The following is a 16,678-nucleotide window of genomic DNA, read 5'->3' as shown; positions in this document are numbered from 1 at the left end:
ATCTGTTGCGTATGTCCTGAGACTCGACACCACCGCCACCGCCAAACGAAATTGCCCCGAGCTTTGCTCGGGGCTTTTTCGTTGGCGGAGCGGTGGGATGCCGGGAGCTGGAGCGCACGGCGACGAAGGAGCCGGACGCGACAGCGGCTCCCACCGCCACCGCCACCCGCACCGCCACACGACCTGCTCCCAGCCCTCGGGGCATTTCGCATTCCTGGAGCCCGCAGGACTGGTGCACCGCTACCGTCGAGCCATGGCGCGAGCACACCCATGGCGCTGGGCGGCTCTGCCGCTGGTTCCGGCGCAGGCCTACAGGCTCAAGCGCTCGATGGCGCGCTTCCCCGACGCCGACGGCAGCACGGGCAGTGTCGGCTCGGGCGCTCGGCGGATGAAGGTCGTCGCCCTCGGCGACAGCGTCACTGCGGGGTATGCCGTCCCCCATCACCGCACGTCCGTCGCCGGCCGCTTGGCGACCCTCTTGGCCGACCGCTTCGACGCGACCGTCCATTGGAAGGTCCACGCGGTCAGTGGAGCCACCGCAGGCCGGGCGATGGTCCTCGTCTCCGACGAGACCCTGTCCGACGCGGACCTCGTCTTCGTCTCCGTCGGCGTCAACGACCTCAAGAACCTCCACACCGTCGCCCGCTTCCGTCAGGAGCTGGGGGCGCTCCTCGACGCGGTCCTCGCTGCTGCGCCGCAGGCCCAGGTGTGCCTGCTCGGCATTCCACCCCTGGAGCACTTCCCGGCGTTCCCGCGCCCCCTCGCCGACGTGCTCGGTTGGCGTGGGCGCGCCTTCGATGCCGTCGGCGTGGCAGCGGTGGATGCTCGCGAACGCGCGTTCCGCATCGCGGCTGGCGAACCGTTGTCCGAGGAGATGTTCGGACCCGACGGCTTCCATCCGAGCGAGGCGCTGCACGCCGCGTTCGCCGAGGCGGTCATGGCGGGCTACCTGCCCTGACGAGATCCCCCGACGGGGCGGAGGCATGGAACAGCCCGTGGGCCTGTCGGCTTCGACTCCGAAGGGAGGCGGCAAGACGAGTGCAGGGGACGACCTGCACGGCCCACGGGCTGCGGTGAACTGCTGGGATTGCGCCGGGAGACGCGACCTCGAGCAGTCGAGGTGCGCTAGCGCGCAGTCACCTCACGCGTCCAATGAGAAATCACTTCTTGGACCACCTCCCTTCCGTGTCCTCCGACGCTAAGCCGGACAGAGCCCGGAACGCAACGGTTTATTTTCTGCGCCGGGGGCGGGAGGGTCAGGCGTCCACCGACGCGGACGCCGACCCCGCTCGGGCTGCGGCACGGCGTCGCCACAGCCAAGTGGCCAAACCCACGGCAATGCCCAGCCCGAGGATCACCGCACCCAGCGTGCCGAACCACGCGACGACCTGCTCATACGACTTGCCCGCGGCAAACCCCGCCAGGACCGAGAGAATCGACCACGACCCGGCACCCAACAGGTCCCAGCCCAGGAACTTGGCGTACGGCATACCGGAAATTCCGGCGAGTGCAGGCATGACGGAACGGACGAACGGCGTCCAACGACCCACGAACACCGCCAGCCCACCGCGCTGCCGCAGCGCCGTCTCCGCACCGTCCAGACGCTTGCGGCGCGCCGGGTTCGTGATGCGGTCGTGGAGCCGCGGTCCGACACGGCGACCGATGGCATACCCGGTGCTGTCCCCGAGGAGAGCCGCGATCGTGACGACGACGAGCACGGACGCGAGGGTGGTCTGCCCGAGCGCCGCAGTGGCGCCGGCGAGGACGGCGACCGTCTCGCCGGGGAGCACCATCCCGACGAAGAGTGCGCACTCGCCGAAGACGATGAGGGCCGCGATCGTGAGGATCACCCACGGGGACTGGTCGACGAGTGAAGCGAGGAAGTCGGTCACCGGCGTGCCTCGAAGAAGTCGACGAGGACCCGGGACGCCTCGGCTTCGAGGACTCCCCCGACGACCTCGATGCGATGCGTCGCGCGCCGGTCGCGCACGACGTCCCAGACAGAGCCCGTTGCCCCGAGCTTGGGGTCCCACGCGCCGAGGACGATCCGACCGATCCGCGCGAGCATCGCGGCGCCCGCGCACATCGGGCAGGGTTCCAGGGTCACCACCAGGGTGCAGTCCTCCAGTCGCCAGGATCCCGTATGCCGTGCCGCTTCCCTGAGTGCCACGACCTCGGCATGCGCCGTGGGGTCGGTGTCGACCTCGCGCAGGTTGCGTCCTTCCCCGATGACGGCGCCGGAGGGGTCGAGGACCACTGCCCCGACGGGCACGTCTCCGTCCCGGCCGGCCAGGGAGGCGAGGTCGAGTGCGCGACGCATGGCGACGGCATACTCCTCGCGAAGCGGCGCCGAACGCGAACCGGACGGGGGTCCCGAATGGGGGGTCACACGCTAAGTTTCACCCATGCGCGTTCATGTTGCCGATCACCCGCTCATCGCACACAAGTTGACCTACCTGCGCGACAAGCGGACGGACTCCCCGACCTTCCGCCGGCTGGCGGAGGAACTCATGACGCTGCTGGCCTACGAGGCGACCCGCGAGGTGCGTGTCGAGCCGTTCTCGATCGAGACGCCGGTGGCGCCGACGACGGGCATCAAGCTGAGCAACCCCAAGCCGCTCATCGTGCCGATCCTGCGCGCCGGGCTCGGGATGCTCGAGGGCATGGTGCGGCTGTTGCCGAGTGCCGAGGTCGGCTTCCTCGGCATGCAGCGCAACGAGGAGACACTCGAGGCGATCACCTACGCGAACCGCCTGCCCGACGACCTTTCGGGGCGTCAGGTCTATGTGCTGGACCCCATGCTCGCCACCGGTGGGTCGATGGTCGACGCGATCCGGTTCCTGCTCGAGCGGGGCGCCGACGACATCACGGCCGTGACCCTCCTGGCGGCGCCCGAGGGGATTGCGCACATGGAGGAGTCACTCGCCGATGCTGGGGTGCCCGTGTCGCTCGTGACCGGGTCGATTGATGAGAAACTGAACGAGCTCGGCTACATCGTGCCCGGGCTCGGTGACGCAGGAGACCGCCTCTACGGCGTGGTCTGACGCGCACGGCGGCCAGCGGCGAACGAGCCTCGGGTCACGACACGCCGGACAACCTCACAAGTCACACCAGTCACATCCGTCATCATGGGTGCTGAAATATGCGGTCCAGCGTGCCTGCTGGGCCCCGACCCCGAGAGAGAGCAGTCGAGTCCATGCCCCCGGTCAAGAAGATCGTCACGTGGCTACTGGTCATCTTCATGCTCTATGCCATCTTCACGTCCCCGGGTGACGCGGCAAACATCGCCGGCAGCGCCTGGGATGTCGTCGCCAACGGCGTGACCAACGTCGGCAGTTTCTTCGACTCGTTGATCGCCCGGGGCTGACCCCGTGGCGGCCGGGCGCCTCGACCGCGAACTGGAGCGCTACCTGGTCCGCGGGGAACGCACGGTGGTCGTCCTCCGGCAGCACTGGTTCTCGCAGATCAAGCCCATCTCGGCCTTCGTCGGCCTGCTCTTCTTCGCCACCTTCGTCGAGGCGGAGGCACCCCGCACCCAGATGGGTGCCAACCTCGCGAACTTCGTCTGGCTTCTGGCACTTGGGGGGTTCATCTACCTCCTCTGGCGCTATCTGAACTGGCGCCACGACTGGTTCGTGGCGACCGACAAGCGCCTCCTCCTCTTCTACGGGTTCATCCGGCGAAAGGTCGCGATGATGCCGAACATGAAGGTCACCGACATGACCTTCGAGCGCTCGATCACGGGCCGGCTGATCGGCTACGGAACCTTCATCCTCGAGTCGGCCGGGCAGTCACAGGCCCTGTCCCGCGTCGAGTACGTCCCCAACGCCACCGAGCACTACCAGGCCATCTGCGACACCCTCTTCGGAACCGAGGATGCTGCGCGTGACCCCGACGACGGCTGGGCAGAGGACGAGGACGACGAGGGCAACGACGACGGCGGACCCGACGGGCCCGGCCGCGCACCCGGACCCGGCTCCGGTCCCGACGACTGGGACAGCGGCTGGCGCGACGAGTACGACGACCCCCACGGATGGCGTGACCACTTCACGCGAGAGGGCCGCGGGACGCACGCGGACGGCATACGCAATCCCGTGACCGATCGACACGCACCGGCACCGCCTCACGAAACCCTTTACCAAAGCTCCGACTTGCTGCACGCTTCTCGATTGGAGGACACGGGAGAGATTCCCGTCATCAGGCCGCGGGGCAACCGGCGACCCGGACGAAAGGGCAACTGATGAGCATCTGGCGCACCAAGTCCATCGAACAGACCATCGCCGAGGGCGATGAGCCGGACTACCAGCTCAAGAAGCGCCTCACTGCCCTGGACCTCACCGTGTTCGGTGTCGGTGTCGTCATCGGCGCCGGCATCTTCACCGTGGCCGGGCGCGCGGCGAACCAGCTCGCCGGACCCGCAGTCATCCTCTCGTTCATCATCGCGGCGTTCTGTTGTGCGCTCGCGGCGCTGTGTTATGCCGAGTTCGCGTCGGCGATCCCCGTGTCCGGGTCGGCCTACACGTTCTCCTACGCGACGCTCGGCGAGCTCGTCGCGTGGATCATCGGCTGGGACCTCCTGCTCGAGCTGCTCCTCGGCGCATCCGTTGTGGCACAGGGGTGGTCGGCCTATCTGGGCATCTTCCTCGACCACCTCGGCATCACGATCCCGGAGTCGGTGGCCTATGGATCGTCGTTCGACCTGCCGGCGTTCATCCTCGTCCTCATCCTGACTGCGCTCGTGTCCGTCGGCATCAAGGAGTCGATGCGGGTCAACATGGCGCTCGTGGCCCTCAAGGTCTTCATCGTCCTCTTCGTGATCTTCGCGGGCATCGGCTTCATCAAGTCGGAGAACTACTCCCCCTTCATCCCGCCGTCGCAACCGACCGAGAGTGGCTCGACGATGGAGCAGCCACTCCTCGACTACCTCTTCGGCTTCGCTCCAGCGGCCTTCGGGATCTCCGGAATCTTCGCCGCGGCGTCACTCGTGTTCTTCGCCTACATCGGCTTCGACGTGGTCGCGACCACCGCCGAGGAGGCCAAGAACCCCGCCCGCGACCTGCCTCGCGGCATCATCGGCTCGCTCATCATCTGCACGATCCTCTACTGCGGCACCGCATTGGTGCTCACGGGCATGGTTCCCTACCACGAGCTCGCCGAGGCCGGATCGCTCGCGGGAGCCTTCGAGCAAGTGGGCAAGCCGGCCTACGCGACGCTCATCTCCGCAGGCGCCGTGGCGGGTCTGACGACAGTGGTGATGACGCTGCTCATCGGCGCCTCGCGCGTCGTGTTCGCGATGTCGCGCGACTGGCTGCTGCCGTCGGCCCTGGGTCGGGTCAACCCGAAGACCGGAACGCCGCTCAAGATCACGATCGGGCTCGGCCTGCTCGTGGCGCTCGTGGCCGCGTTGACGCCGGTCGGGAAGCTCGAGTTCATGATCAACATCGGGACGCTCACCGCGTTCTTCCTCGTGTCGATCGCCGTGCCGGTGCTCAGGAAGCGCCGGCCCGACTTCCACCGCCCGTTCAAGGTGCCTTTCTCGCCGTGGCTGCCGTGGCTGTCGGCCGCGATCTGCGCCTACCTGATGCTGACGCTGCCGGTGGAGACGTGGATTCGCTTCGGCATCTGGCTGGCCCTCGGGTTCCTCATCTACTTCGTCTACGGCTACCGCAAGTCGCGGATCGCCGTGGGCGCCGAGGAGGAAGCGGTCTTCACCAAGACCCCCTGACCGCACGGGGCCGCCGAGAGCCCAGCGAGGTCCTCACCTCCCGGTCGAGGTAGTACGAAACGCCGCGCCCGCTCCCCCGCGTACGGCGTTTCGTACTACCTCGACTGGACTTTAGGAGAGATTCAGGTCCGCCTCGGACACCCCCAGGGCTCGGCCAAGGCGACGCAGCATGGAGATTCGCTTGGAGCGTGTGTAGACATCGCCGGCGAAGATCTCCACGAAGGTCCACCCCTCGTCCTCGGCCAGATGGCGGCGGGCAACATCGACCGCTCGCTGGCTGATCGCTGCGTGGTGGTTACCCTGGTATTCACCGATGACCTTCTGGGCCCGCCACACGAAGTCCCCTTCAAGCAGCCAGCCCGCTGTTCCACCATCCCCGTCGTGACTCTCGAACGTCACCGTGGCATTGAGCTCGGGCGAGGGAAGCCCACCGCGGCGGAACATCAGCCTGGCCCGAGTCTCCATCGGAGACTTCGATCTCGGCGAGGTGAGATCCAGTGCCTCCGTGAGCAGGACCTTCCCGCGTGGACGGACCCGCGAATGGAGCGTCGCACGCATCGCCGCAGGTCCTTCGCCGGGGCCCCGGCTCACGTCCAGCAACCGTGCTGCCACGTCCCCGGCGACCACGACGTCATCGAGCGTCAGGCCGCGTCCCAGAACTTCCCCGAGGTCCACCCAAGTATCGGCGATCCCTGTCACCGGAACACCGGAGCGGGACACGACTCTGCGTCGGCTCAGGCCACGGTGACCAATGCATCCAGCTCGCTTCACCGGCCCCGCCTTGGGGCCACACATCACGTCAAGGTCCTCTTGCCCCTCGATCAACCGAGGGAGTGGCAAGCCCCAGAGTTGAGCAGCAGAGATGTGGGACAAGGCAACGTCGCCGTGCATGGCCGCGAGGTAGGCCCTCGCCCGGTCAATGAGGGCGTTCGGCTCTTGGTGCGCACGAGCGCCATGTGTCACGACAACCAGATCAGCACTCCGGAGGTCCCGAGGACGCACGCCGAGACCCCGAGCCTCCCGGGTCGAGAAGGGTCGGTTCGCCAACGGGTCTGGGAGGGCCTGCACGCGGGTCAGCATCGTCGAATACCGGATTCCGGCCGCGAAGTTATCCCCAACTCCGGTCGAGGTAGTACGAAACGCCGTGACCCGGTCTCCGGGTACGGCGTTTCGTACTACATCGACTGAATCATGCAGTCGCAGGAACCGCTTAGAGGGCGGTGAGGATGTCGTCCACGCGCTGCTTGGCGTCACCGAAGAGCATCTGCGAGTTGTCGCGGAAGAACAGCGGGTTCTGCACACCGGCATACCCCGGCGCCATCGACCGCTTGAACACGATGACGTCCTTGGCGTTCCACACCTCGAGCACCGGCATGCCGGCGATCGGTGACGTCGGGTCCTCGTTGGCGGCGGGGTTCACCGTGTCGTTGGCACCGATGACGAGCACGACGTCGGTCGCTCCGAAGTCGTCGTTGACCTCATCCATCTCGAGGACGATGTCATAGGGCACCTTCGCCTCGGCGAGCAGCACGTTCATGTGGCCCGGCAGGCGACCAGCGACCGGGTGGATGCCGAAGCGCACCTCGACCCCGCGGTCACGCAGTCGCTTGGTCAGCTCTGCCACGGGGTACTGCGCCTGCGCCACAGCCATGCCGTAGCCCGGCGTGATGACGACCGACGACGCGTCGCGCAGCAGGTCCGCCGCACCCTCGGCCGTGATCTCACGGTGCTCGCCGTAGTCGACGTCGTCACCGACCACGACCTCCTGGCCGAACCCGCCCGCGATGACCGACACGAACGAACGGTTCATCGCCTTGCACATGATGTAGCTGAGGATCGCACCGGATGCACCCACGAGGGCACCGGTGACGATGAGCAGGTCGTTGCCGAGCATGAAGCCGGCCGCAGCCGCCGCCCAGCCGGAGTACGAGTTGAGCATCGACACGACGACCGGCATGTCGCCGCCACCGATCGACGCCACGAGGTGCCAGCCGAATGCCAGAGCGATGACCGTCATCAACACCAGAGGCACGATCGAGTGCGACTGGATGAACCACACGAGCAGCAACGCCGACACCACGAGGGCGGCCAGGTTCAACCAGTGACGCGCCGGCAGCATGAGCGGCGTCGACTTGATCCGCGCCGACAGCTTGAGGAACGCGACGATCGACCCGGTGAGCGTCACCGCACCGATGAACACCCCGAGGAAGACCTCGATGGAGTGGATGGTGTTCGAGTCCGCCCCGACGTTCAGGTGCGAGTTGAACCCGACGAGCACCGCGGCCAGACCCACGAACGAGTGCAGCATCGCGACGAGCTCGGGCATCTGGGTCATCTCGACCTTGCGGGCGCGCCACAGTCCGATGACCGCGCCGATGCCCATGGCCAGCGCGATCAGGAGCAGGGTCGTGAGCGCGTGCGGAGAGCGGGACAGCACGAGCCAGATGGTCGCCCCGAGTGCGATGACCATTCCGGCGACGCCGAACTGGTTGCCCTCCTTGGCCGACTCGTGCTTCGAGAGTCCCGCCAGCGACAGGACGAACAGGACGGCAGAGACGATGTATGCCGCAGAAACCACGTTGGAAGTCATCGTCGCCTCAGTCCTTCCGGAACATCTCGAGCATGCGGCCGGTCACTGCGAATCCTCCGAAGATGTTGATGCTGGCCACGAGGATCGCGAGGAACGCCAACGTCTTCACGACGAGGTCGTCCGAGTCGATCTGCAGCAGCCCGCCGACGATGATGATTCCGCTGATGGCGTTGGTCTCGGCCATGAGCGGCGTGTGCAGCGCGTGCGACACGTTGGAGATGACATAGAACCCGACGATCACCGCGAGCGCGAAGACCGTGAAGTGTCCGAGGAACATCGCCGGCGACGCCGACGCGATGAGCGCGAAGAGCAAGGCGCCGATGGCCATCCAGAGGTACTTCATCCGCGGGTCGCGCGGCTTCTTCTCCGTATGCCGTCCACCCGCCTTCGCGTCGACCCCACCTGCCGCGCTGGCCGCGGCTGCCGCGGGAGCCGGAGCCGCCGAGACCTGCACCGGAGGCGGCGGCCACAGGACCTGGCCCTCGTGGGCGATCGTCATGCCGCGCTGCACCTGGTCCTCGAGGTCGAGGACGAAGGTGCCGTCCTTGCCCGGGGTGGTGAGCTTGAGCAGGTTGACGAGATTGGTTCCGAACAGCTGCGACGCCTGGGTCGGCAACCGCCCGGGCAGGTCGGTGTAGCCGAGGATCGTCACGCCCCCGGGGGTGACGACCTTCTTGTCCGCGACGGATCCGGCGACGTTGCCACCGTTGGAGGCCGCCATGTCGACGACGACCGACCCTGGCTTCATCGAGGCAACCATCTCCTCGGTGAGCAGCCGCGGTGCGGGCTTCCCGGGGATGAGCGCGGTGGTGATGACGATGTCGACGTCCTTGGCCTGTGCGGCATACAGCTCGGCGGCCTTGCGGTTGAAGTCCTCGCCCGTCTCCTTGGCGTACCCGTCGGCCGACGGCCCGGCGTCCTCGACGTCGATGCGCAGGAACTCCGCACCCATCGACTCGACCTGCTCGGCCACCTCACTGCGTGCGTCGAAGCCTCGCACGATGGCCCCGAGCGAGCTGGCTGTGCCGATTGCCGAGAGCCCGGCCACACCAGCGCCCACGACGAGGACCTTGGCCGGCGGCACCTTGCCCGCGGCCGTCACCTGGCCGGTGAAGAACGAACCGAACTCGTGTGCTGCCTCGACGACCGCGCGGTAGCCACCGATGTTGGCCATCGACGACAGCACGTCGAGCGACTGGGCCCGGGAGATGCGCGGGACGGCGTCCATGGCGAGCGCCGTGACTCCGCGCTCCGCGAGGGCGGCCACGAGCTCGGGCTTGAGGGCGGGCGACATGAGGCTCACGACGGTCTGGCCGCTCTTGAGGTGATTGATCTCCGCCGGAGTCGGCGCGTTGATCTTGAGGACGATGTCGGTGTTCCACACCTCGTCGCCCACGACGTCCGCGCCGGCCTCGGCATACGCACTGTCCTGGAACGTCGCGAGGTCACCCGCTCCGGACTGGACGAACACGGCATACCCGAGTCCGATGAGTTGCTCAACAGTCTTGGGAGTCGCGGCCACGCGGGATTCGCCGGGCAACGACTCCAGTGGCACACCGATGCGCACGTGAAGTTCTCCTCGTCCAGGGACAGACATACGCCCGAGAACCTACTAGTGCGGCCGTACGAGCCCGCGCCTGTGTGACAGCCGCAACGGTGACGTCCCGATCCTCGGTCGCGTCGGCGCGCCGGGAGCGGTGCCGTTGGCTACCGTCATGGCATGGATGACTCGATGGTGTGGCTCATCGGCGCTGTGGCGTTCGTCATCGTGATCGCCGCCTTCGTGTGGGTGCTCCGCCACCGCGACGTCACGAGCCTGCCCGAGCACCACACCTATGAGACGCCCGAGATCACGCTGACGGGGACGCAGAGCAGTGGGGTGACGTTCGGGTCGTCGGCTGACGAGGGCGTGGTGGACGAGCCACTCGACGAGACCGTGCCGTTGAGCCGGCTCGGCGGTGCCGGCTGGCGCGACGGGGGCGCCCCGCCGGTGCAGCAGACAACCGACGCGTATGCCGTCGAGTCACCTTCCTGGGTCGACGATGGGTCGAGCGCCGAGTGGGACGGTGACGAGCACCCTCACGTCACGGTGGACGACACCGGTCCGCGGCCTCTGCTCGACGAGATCGACCGGGAGCGTGGCGGCCACTGGTGACCGCCCGCCCCCACTTTTGCTCCCCATGAGGGAAGGTGGAGGGTCCGGAGGTCTCATTACCCTCCGGACCCTCAACCTTTCCTCCGGTCGTGCCTTGGCTCAGCCCTCGGACGGAGTGAATCCAGCCCGGCGCGCAGCCTCCTCGTCGTAGAACCAGACGTCCGGTTCGGCGGAGTCATATCCGCTGGCACCCGGGGCACGGAAGGTCATGGTGTCGCGGTAGGCCTGCACCGGGTGGTCGAGAGGCTGGGCCCGGTCCTCGAAGGGTGCCGCCGAGCCGACGCCGTAGCCGCCGTCCTGGATCTCGTCCATCTCGGAGATTCTGCGGGTCCATCCGGCATCGCTGCCCTGAGCGTCGGACGCTTCGACGGGCGCCTCTCCCTCAGCAGGCAGGTCGGCTTCGGGCGTGCCACCCTGCGCCTCGGGCCCAGCAGATTCGGAAGGCTCCGAACCCGTTGGCTCCTCGGCGTCGACGGCGTCGGTCGAGCTGCCGTCATCCACGGGGTTGATGCGGTCCGTACCGTCAGGCCAGTGAGTGGCGTCGCCACCGGACGCTTCCTCGGGCGCACCCTCAGTCCCAGCCGCAGGCTCGGACCCCGAGTCGGTGGACGGCTCGGCGTCAGTGTCGGCATCGGTCGCGCGCACCTCGGCCTCAGCCTCGTCACCAGTCGCAGACGTTTCGCCTTCGGCACCAGTCGGCGGCGCCTCAGCCTCAACGGGAGTCGTCTCGACCTCGGAATCCTGAGTCTCGACGTCAGTTTCGGCGTCGGTGTCCGGCTCGCTCTCGGCCGCAGCACCTTCCTCTGCGTCGGGCGCTCGCTCGGGCTCTGCGCCAGCCTCCGTCTCGGCCTCAAGCCCAGTCGGCTCGGCCGGCCCGGCGTCCTCGGCCGTTTCGGCCTCCGCGTCGTCAACCCGGTTGATGCGATCAGTCCCATCGGGCCAGTGAGTGGCGTCGCCACCGGAGGACGCCTCCGAGCTCGCCTCCGGCTCCGACTCCGCATCCCCTGCTGACACGGTCGGGGTCTCGGCCTCCGCCTCAACCTCCTCGGCGCCAGCACCTGACTCGCTCTCCTGGGAGTCGACCTCCGGCTCGGACTCAACCGGCTCGCGCCCCGACTCGGCATGCACGTCCGACTCGGACTCCGCCACAGGCTCGGACTCGGGCTCAGCAACCGCCTCTGACTCGGTCTGGGGTGCGCTGTCGGATTCGGATTCGGATTCGGACTCGACGACCGTGTCCGGCTCCTGCGAGGCGGCGACGTCGGTGTCGTCCTCCCAGGTCTCCTCCGTCGTCGGCTCCTCGACGTTCACGTCTGCGGGGGCTTGGTCGGGGGTGACAACCTCGTCGCGCGCCACGTCCCCACCCTCGTCGGTCGTCTCCGCTCGAGCGGCAGCACCCGTTGCTTCAGTACCAGCGGCAGCACCCACCGCGGCAGCACCCGTCGCGCCCATGGACGCCGTGGCATCGGGCTGTCCGAAGTCGTCGCGGGACCCGTCATAGGCGGCCGCCGCACCTGCGGCCGGGGTGCCCTCCGCGTCCACGGGCTCCGCCGACTGCTCCTCCATCGGGAGCGGCTCGGCCGAGGCGTAGTCCTCGATGTCCGTGACGATGGCCATGTCGCCCTCGCCCTCGCCCTGCGATGCCGCGTCAGTCTCGACCGGCTCCCACGTACGGGTGGCCTCAGCGGCACCTGCGTCCGGACCGGACGCGTCCGTCGCCTCGAGCGTCTCGGCCTCGGTCTCCCCGGCGGCCTCGGGCTCGTCGGGTTCGACTGACGCCGCAGACTCCGCGGGTTCGGCTGGCGCCTCGGGCTCCTCGGGCTCGACCGCCGGTTCAGAGGTCGGCGGAGCCCACGCACTGGTCGCGTCGGTCTCGGTCCGGGGGCCGGCCTCCGTGTCCCCGTAGTCGACGCCCGAGGCCAGACGTTCAGCTGCCTCGTCATCGGTCACGTCGCCGCGAGTTGCGGCGTAGGCACTGCCGATGGCAGCAGCGCCGGCGCCGGCTGCGGCGGCTCCGGCACCCCACGAACGCGACTCGCGCTCGGGTGCGTCCTCCACCGGCGCAGGCTCGGGCTCCGCCTGGCGGTAGCCGGTCTCATAGCCGGTCGCTGAACGCACCGGCTCGTCCGGTGTCGGTTCCGACTGTGCCGTCTCCGCGCCCGTCGGCTCCGCCTGCGGCGGTGCGAACTCGGTCTCCGGCGGCGGCGCGAACCGCGAACGCTCGGGCGCAGCCGGGGCCGGCGGAGCGGGCGGCACCTCTGGCGCGGCTGCAGCCGGCGGCACTGGTGTGTGGACGCGCGTCTCGCCGAGTGGACGGACGTCATCGTCGAGGTCCTCGGGGAGAGGGCGCGGGTCATTGGCGTCGACCTCAACGCCCGGGTCGAGCTCGTCGGCGCGACGTAGTTCCGCGTCGCGCTCGAGTCGCGCGTGGTCGGCCTGCTCGGCGCGCAACCGCGCTTCGTCGCGGGCGCGCTGCGCCTCCCAGGCGCTCTCCTCAGCCTGGCGCGCCTGCGCATCGGCCTCCTGCTGGGCGAAGGTGGCGCGCTCCTCGGACTGCTGGGCATAGGCCTGCTGGCCCCAGACGTCAGCATCGCGCTGGTTGGCCGCGGCGCGGATCCGAGCCGCCTCGGCCCGTTGCTCCTCGAGTTCGCGTTGCTTGCCCCGCGTGAGGAACCACCACACCAAGAAGAAGATGGCGAGGATGACCAGGGCGCCGATGAGATATTCCATGGGAGGAGTGCTCCTTGACGTTGACGTCGGGTGCGAGGGGGCACCCGCTCACACATCCCAAACTACCTTCCGACCTGCGCGAACGGGGCGTCGCGCGCAGGCACCGACAACGTGTTTCAGTCCTTCTTCCCGAGACGGCGTCGAAGCATTTCTCGTATGCCGTGAATCCCGACTGCGTTGCCCATCGCGCTTCCGGTGTCCGCGCCCGTCATCACCCCCAGAGCCACAGCATCGAGCCCTCGCTGGCAGGACCCGCAGATGGTGCGTCCGGTCATGGTCGTGTGCTTGGCACCGCGCCGGCGCTTCTTGCACTCCTGGCAGGTCCAACTCGCACTGAGGCTGCTCGCCATGTCTCGTCCCCTGACTTCTTGCCGGTGGACAGAACGTACCCCGCGAACACGCCTCATGGGTATGGTCGCTGGCATGGACGCACAAGAGGGCGACGCCGTTCCCGACAACGCCGTGGTCGTGGGCATCGGCAACAGCGACAGAGACGCCGAGTGCCTGGCCTGGGCAGGAAGTTCCGCCCAGCGCTCCGGGAGTCCGTTGCACGTCCTGCACGCCCATGACCTCAGCGCGGAGCTCGCAGCCATCGACCCCGTCGCCGGCAACGCCATCTCGCTCGGCCCGGAGGGCGAGATCGGCAACACCGACCTCCTCGACGAGACCCTTGCTACCGCCCGGGAGCAGTGGCCCGACCTCGAGATCACCGGCAGCGAACCCTTCGCGCGCCCTGAGCAGGCCCTCATCGACGCCAGCGCAAACGCTCGCCTGATCGTCGTCGGCGCCGCCCGTGCGGGGGCCCTGCAACGGCTTGGCCTCGGTCGGCCCTCACTGGCCGTCGCCATGCACGCCACCTGCCCCGTCGTCATCGTCCCGCAGGGCGCACGCACCGACGCCGAGGGTCCCGTCATCGTGGGCATCGACGGATCGGCACACAGTGCGGCCGCGGCAGAGCGCGCCTTCTGGATCGCCGACCTGCGCAAGGCACCGCTCATCGCGGTCATCACGTGGAACCTCGAAGTCGTCGACGGCATGGTCGTCACCACGCCGGACACCGAGGCCTGGAAGGCGACGGAGGCGAAGCACCGTGCGACCGTCGACAACATCGTCGAGCCGCTGCGGGCGGCCCACCCCGACGTCAAGTGCACCGTAGAGGTCCTGCGCGGCACCCCCGCCAAGGTCCTCGCGGAGCGATCGGCCGACGCGGGTCTGCTGGTCATGGGAACGCGAGGCCGCGGCGGATTCACCGGGATGCTGCTCGGCTCGCAGAGTCACCGCGTCCTCGAGACGGCGACGAGTCCGGTGATGCTCGTGCACGCCCCGCCGAACTCCTGACCCGAGCCGCGCACGTCCCAACCCCACGCGGACGGACACGGTTCCCACGGAACCGGACAGGACGGCATACCCCCTAGCCGTATGCCGTGTGGCTCGCTAGCGTCGTGGACCAGATACCCGCTAGGGGTATCCACCACGATTCCAGGGAGCAGCAAAATGCGACAGTTGGGCACCACCCCACGAAGCCGGTTCTGGTGGCACTACCTCGAGATGGTCGTGGCGATGCTCATCGGCATGGGCGTCTTCTGGCCGGTCTGGGTCGGCCTCTTCGCGGCGATCGGGCGCCCCGACCTCCTGGACCGCGGCGACGTCGCGGCCGTGCAGATGGCCCTCAACATGACCGCAGGCATGGCGATCTGGATGAAGATCCGTGGCCACCGGTGGCAGGACATCGTCGAGATGTCCATCGCGATGAGCGCACCGTTCTTCGTCCTCCTCGTCCCGCACTGGCTGGGACTGCTCAGCGCCGGCGCTCTCATGCTGGCGGCGCACACGCTCATGTTCGTGACGATGTTGCTGGCCATGTGGTGGCGCAAGGACGTCTACACGGCCGACCATGCGAGCCACGCTCACGGGCACCACGTGAGAGGAGCCGCTGTTAACGTGCCGAGGTGACCGGCTCCCCCAGCCTGCGCGCACTGGCGCTCGCCACCCTGCAACCCGGATTCGTCGGACTGACGGCTCCCGAGTGGCTGTTGCGTGAGCTCGAGGCCGGGCTGGGCGGCGTGGCGCTCTTCGGCCGCAACATCGAGAGTCCCGAGCAGGTCGCGGCACTGACTGCCCAGATACACGAGGCCAATCCGGCGGCGATCGTGGCCATCGACGAGGAGGCGGGGGACGTCACCCGGCTCGAGCACGCGACCGGTTCGTCGTGGCCCGGCAACCTCGCGCTCGGGCATGTCGACGACGTCTCGATCACCGAGGACGTCGCCCGTGAGATCGGCACGATGCTCGACTCGGTGGGCGTGGACCTCGACTACGCCCCTGACGCGGACGTCAACAGCAATCCCGACAACCCGGTCATCGGGGTCCGGAGCTTCGGCTCGGACCCGGACCACGTGGCACGGCACACCGCAGCCTGGGTGCGTGGGCTCCAGTCCGCCGGCATCCTCGCCTGCGCCAAGCACTTCCCCGGCCACGGCGACACCGCCCAGGACAGCCACCTCGAACTCCCCACGGTCCGGCTCGGGCACGAGGGCTGGGCACTTCGGCCCTTCCGTGCAGCCATCGAGGCCGGTGTCGCGTCGATCATGAGCGCCCACATCGTCGTCCGTGACCTCGACCACGACCCGGCCACCCTGTCCCGAACCGTGCTCGTCGACCTGTTGCGGGGCGAACTCGGCTTCCGCGGCCTCGCCATCTCGGACGGCATGGAGATGGGCGGCATCACCGGGTCGATGGACCTGACGGAGGGCTGCGTGCGCGCGATCGGGGCAGGCATCGACGCACTCTGCATCGGCGGCGGGCTGGCGGGCGAGGACACGGTCGCTGCCGTCGCCACCGCGCTGGTCGACGCCGTCCGCGACGGCAGGCTCGACGAGGAACGACTCGCCGAGGCTGCCGCACACGTGGGCGAGGCGTCGGAGCTGCGCGGCCGACTCCGCCAGCGGCGCCAGCCCTCGCCCGGCAACATTGCCGGACTCGAAGCCGCCCACCGGGCACTCATGGTGCGGGGTCCGCTGCAGATGGTCGAACCGGATCGACCGCCGCACCTGATCGAACTGACAGCACCGAGCAACCAAGCGGTCGGTGACGAGACTCCGAGCGGTCTTGCGGCCGCAGTGGGACAGCGCTGGCCGGGGGCGCGACGAACCGCAGTAGCGACCGCCCAGCAGGCGACGGACCTTGCCACCTCACTGGCAGCCCGGACGCCGGGGAAACCCCCGGATGTGTCACCACTCTGGATCGCCGTCCGCGACCCCCACCGCCACGACTGGATGCCCGTCGCCCTCGACGCCCTCCTCCGCGCCCGCCCCGACGCCGTCATCATCGACACCGGCTGGCCGGACTGGTCGCCGCCCACAGGAACGTCGTTCGTCGCCACCCGCGGTGCCTCACGTGTCACCGCCGACGCTGCCGTCACCCTCTTGGCCGGGGGAAGCCCACCTGGCTGACAAAGCAGCGCTCTGCTCGTGGATGG

General features: G+C 68.6%; 16 protein-coding genes. 9 read left to right on the top strand and 7 right to left on the bottom strand.

Features of this window, described 5'->3' with window-relative positions; all coding sequences use genetic code 11:
- Positions 1–253 precede the first annotated feature (253 nt).
- Positions 254–958, top strand: coding sequence for an SGNH/GDSL hydrolase family protein (locus N802_RS15890; RefSeq protein ID WP_035918090.1), 705 nt, complete (start codon positions 254–256; stop codon positions 956–958).
- Between the two features lie 298 nt (positions 959–1,256).
- Here the strand turns inward: N802_RS15890 and N802_RS15885 are convergent, their stop codons facing one another.
- Together N802_RS15885 and N802_RS15880 are read right to left on the bottom strand one after the other, a co-directional pair.
- Positions 1,257–1,892, bottom strand: coding sequence for a DedA family protein (locus N802_RS15885; protein WP_035918089.1), 636 nt, complete (start codon positions 1,890–1,892; stop codon positions 1,257–1,259).
- On the bottom strand, positions 1,889–2,320 hold the full coding sequence (locus tag N802_RS15880) for a nucleoside deaminase (RefSeq protein WP_035918088.1): 432 nt from the start codon (positions 2,318–2,320) through the stop codon (positions 1,889–1,891). The genes N802_RS15885 and N802_RS15880 overlap by 4 nt, the downstream gene beginning before the upstream one ends.
- 85 nt (positions 2,321–2,405) lie before the next feature.
- Between N802_RS15880 and upp the strand changes: the two genes are divergently transcribed.
- The 4 genes from upp (at position 2,406) to N802_RS15865 (ending at position 5,725) form a co-directional block, all read left to right on the top strand.
- The gene (gene upp / locus N802_RS15875; RefSeq protein ID WP_035918086.1) at positions 2,406–3,044 is read left to right on the top strand and encodes a uracil phosphoribosyltransferase; all 639 of its coding nucleotides are present in this window, start codon (positions 2,406–2,408) and stop codon (positions 3,042–3,044) included.
- A 152-nt stretch (positions 3,045–3,196) separates the two neighbouring features.
- Positions 3,197–3,367 carry a hypothetical protein gene (locus N802_RS20515; protein WP_169743450.1) on the top strand — a complete coding sequence of 57 codons (171 nt, stop codon included), beginning with the start codon at positions 3,197–3,199 and terminating at the stop codon, positions 3,365–3,367.
- 4 nt (positions 3,368–3,371) lie between these two features.
- A complete protein-coding gene (locus N802_RS20655; RefSeq protein ID WP_052110052.1) occupies positions 3,372–4,241 on the top strand; it encodes a PH domain-containing protein in 870 nt (289 codons plus the stop codon).
- Positions 4,241–5,725, top strand: coding sequence for an amino acid permease (locus tag N802_RS15865; protein ID WP_035918084.1), 1,485 nt, complete (start codon positions 4,241–4,243; stop codon positions 5,723–5,725). Before N802_RS20655 ends, N802_RS15865 begins: the two co-directional genes overlap by 1 nt.
- Before the next feature lie 111 nt (positions 5,726–5,836).
- Here N802_RS15865 and N802_RS15860 read toward each other — a convergent pair whose 3' ends face one another.
- From N802_RS15860 to N802_RS15850, 3 genes are all read right to left on the bottom strand, one after another.
- Positions 5,837–6,424: a hypothetical protein gene (locus N802_RS15860; protein WP_156971456.1), complete on the bottom strand. Its 588-nt coding sequence runs from the start codon at positions 6,422–6,424 to the stop codon at positions 5,837–5,839.
- A 511-nt stretch (positions 6,425–6,935) separates the two neighbouring features.
- On the bottom strand, positions 6,936–8,315 hold the full coding sequence (gene pntB, locus N802_RS15855) for a Re/Si-specific NAD(P)(+) transhydrogenase subunit beta (protein WP_035918081.1): 1,380 nt from the start codon (positions 8,313–8,315) through the stop codon (positions 6,936–6,938).
- Between the two features lie 7 nt (positions 8,316–8,322).
- The gene (locus N802_RS15850) at positions 8,323–9,882 is read right to left on the bottom strand and encodes a Re/Si-specific NAD(P)(+) transhydrogenase subunit alpha (protein WP_035918078.1); all 1,560 of its coding nucleotides are present in this window, start codon (positions 9,880–9,882) and stop codon (positions 8,323–8,325) included.
- A gap of 153 nt (positions 9,883–10,035) precedes the next feature.
- Between N802_RS15850 and N802_RS15845 the strand changes: the two genes are divergently transcribed.
- Positions 10,036–10,470 (top strand): hypothetical protein, encoded by a 435-nt coding sequence (locus N802_RS15845; protein ID WP_156971455.1) that lies wholly within the window; start codon positions 10,036–10,038, stop codon positions 10,468–10,470.
- A gap of 99 nt (positions 10,471–10,569) precedes the next feature.
- Here the strand turns inward: N802_RS15845 and N802_RS15840 are convergent, their stop codons facing one another.
- Together N802_RS15840 and N802_RS15835 are read right to left on the bottom strand one after the other, a co-directional pair.
- Positions 10,570–13,200: a sunset domain-containing protein gene (locus N802_RS15840; RefSeq protein WP_035918073.1), complete on the bottom strand. Its 2,631-nt coding sequence runs from the start codon at positions 13,198–13,200 to the stop codon at positions 10,570–10,572.
- Positions 13,201–13,316: 116 nt separating this feature from the next.
- Entirely contained in the window at positions 13,317–13,550 is a 234-nt protein-coding gene (locus N802_RS15835) for a hypothetical protein (protein WP_035918070.1), read from the bottom strand.
- Positions 13,551–13,623: 73 nt separating this feature from the next.
- On the opposite strand from N802_RS15835, the gene N802_RS15830 reads away from it, so the two are divergent.
- From N802_RS15830 to N802_RS15820, 3 genes are all read left to right on the top strand, one after another.
- Positions 13,624–14,538 (top strand): universal stress protein, encoded by a 915-nt coding sequence (locus N802_RS15830; RefSeq protein ID WP_245613976.1) that lies wholly within the window; start codon positions 13,624–13,626, stop codon positions 14,536–14,538.
- A gap of 165 nt (positions 14,539–14,703) precedes the next feature.
- Positions 14,704–15,153 carry a hypothetical protein gene (locus N802_RS15825; protein WP_211254441.1) on the top strand — a complete coding sequence of 150 codons (450 nt, stop codon included), beginning with the start codon at positions 14,704–14,706 and terminating at the stop codon, positions 15,151–15,153.
- Positions 15,150–16,652, top strand: coding sequence for a glycoside hydrolase family 3 protein (locus tag N802_RS15820; protein ID WP_035918065.1), 1,503 nt, complete (start codon positions 15,150–15,152; stop codon positions 16,650–16,652). Before N802_RS15825 ends, N802_RS15820 begins: the two co-directional genes overlap by 4 nt.
- The last annotated feature ends 26 nt before the right edge of the window (positions 16,653–16,678 follow it).

It is taken from the genome of Knoellia sinensis KCTC 19936 (genome assembly GCF_000768705.1).
In the GTDB taxonomy this organism is placed as follows: Bacteria; Actinomycetota; Actinomycetes; order Actinomycetales; family Dermatophilaceae; genus Knoellia; species Knoellia sinensis.
The sequence above is the reverse complement of the archived record's forward strand: the minus strand, read 5'-3'. Positions and strand labels throughout refer to the sequence as shown.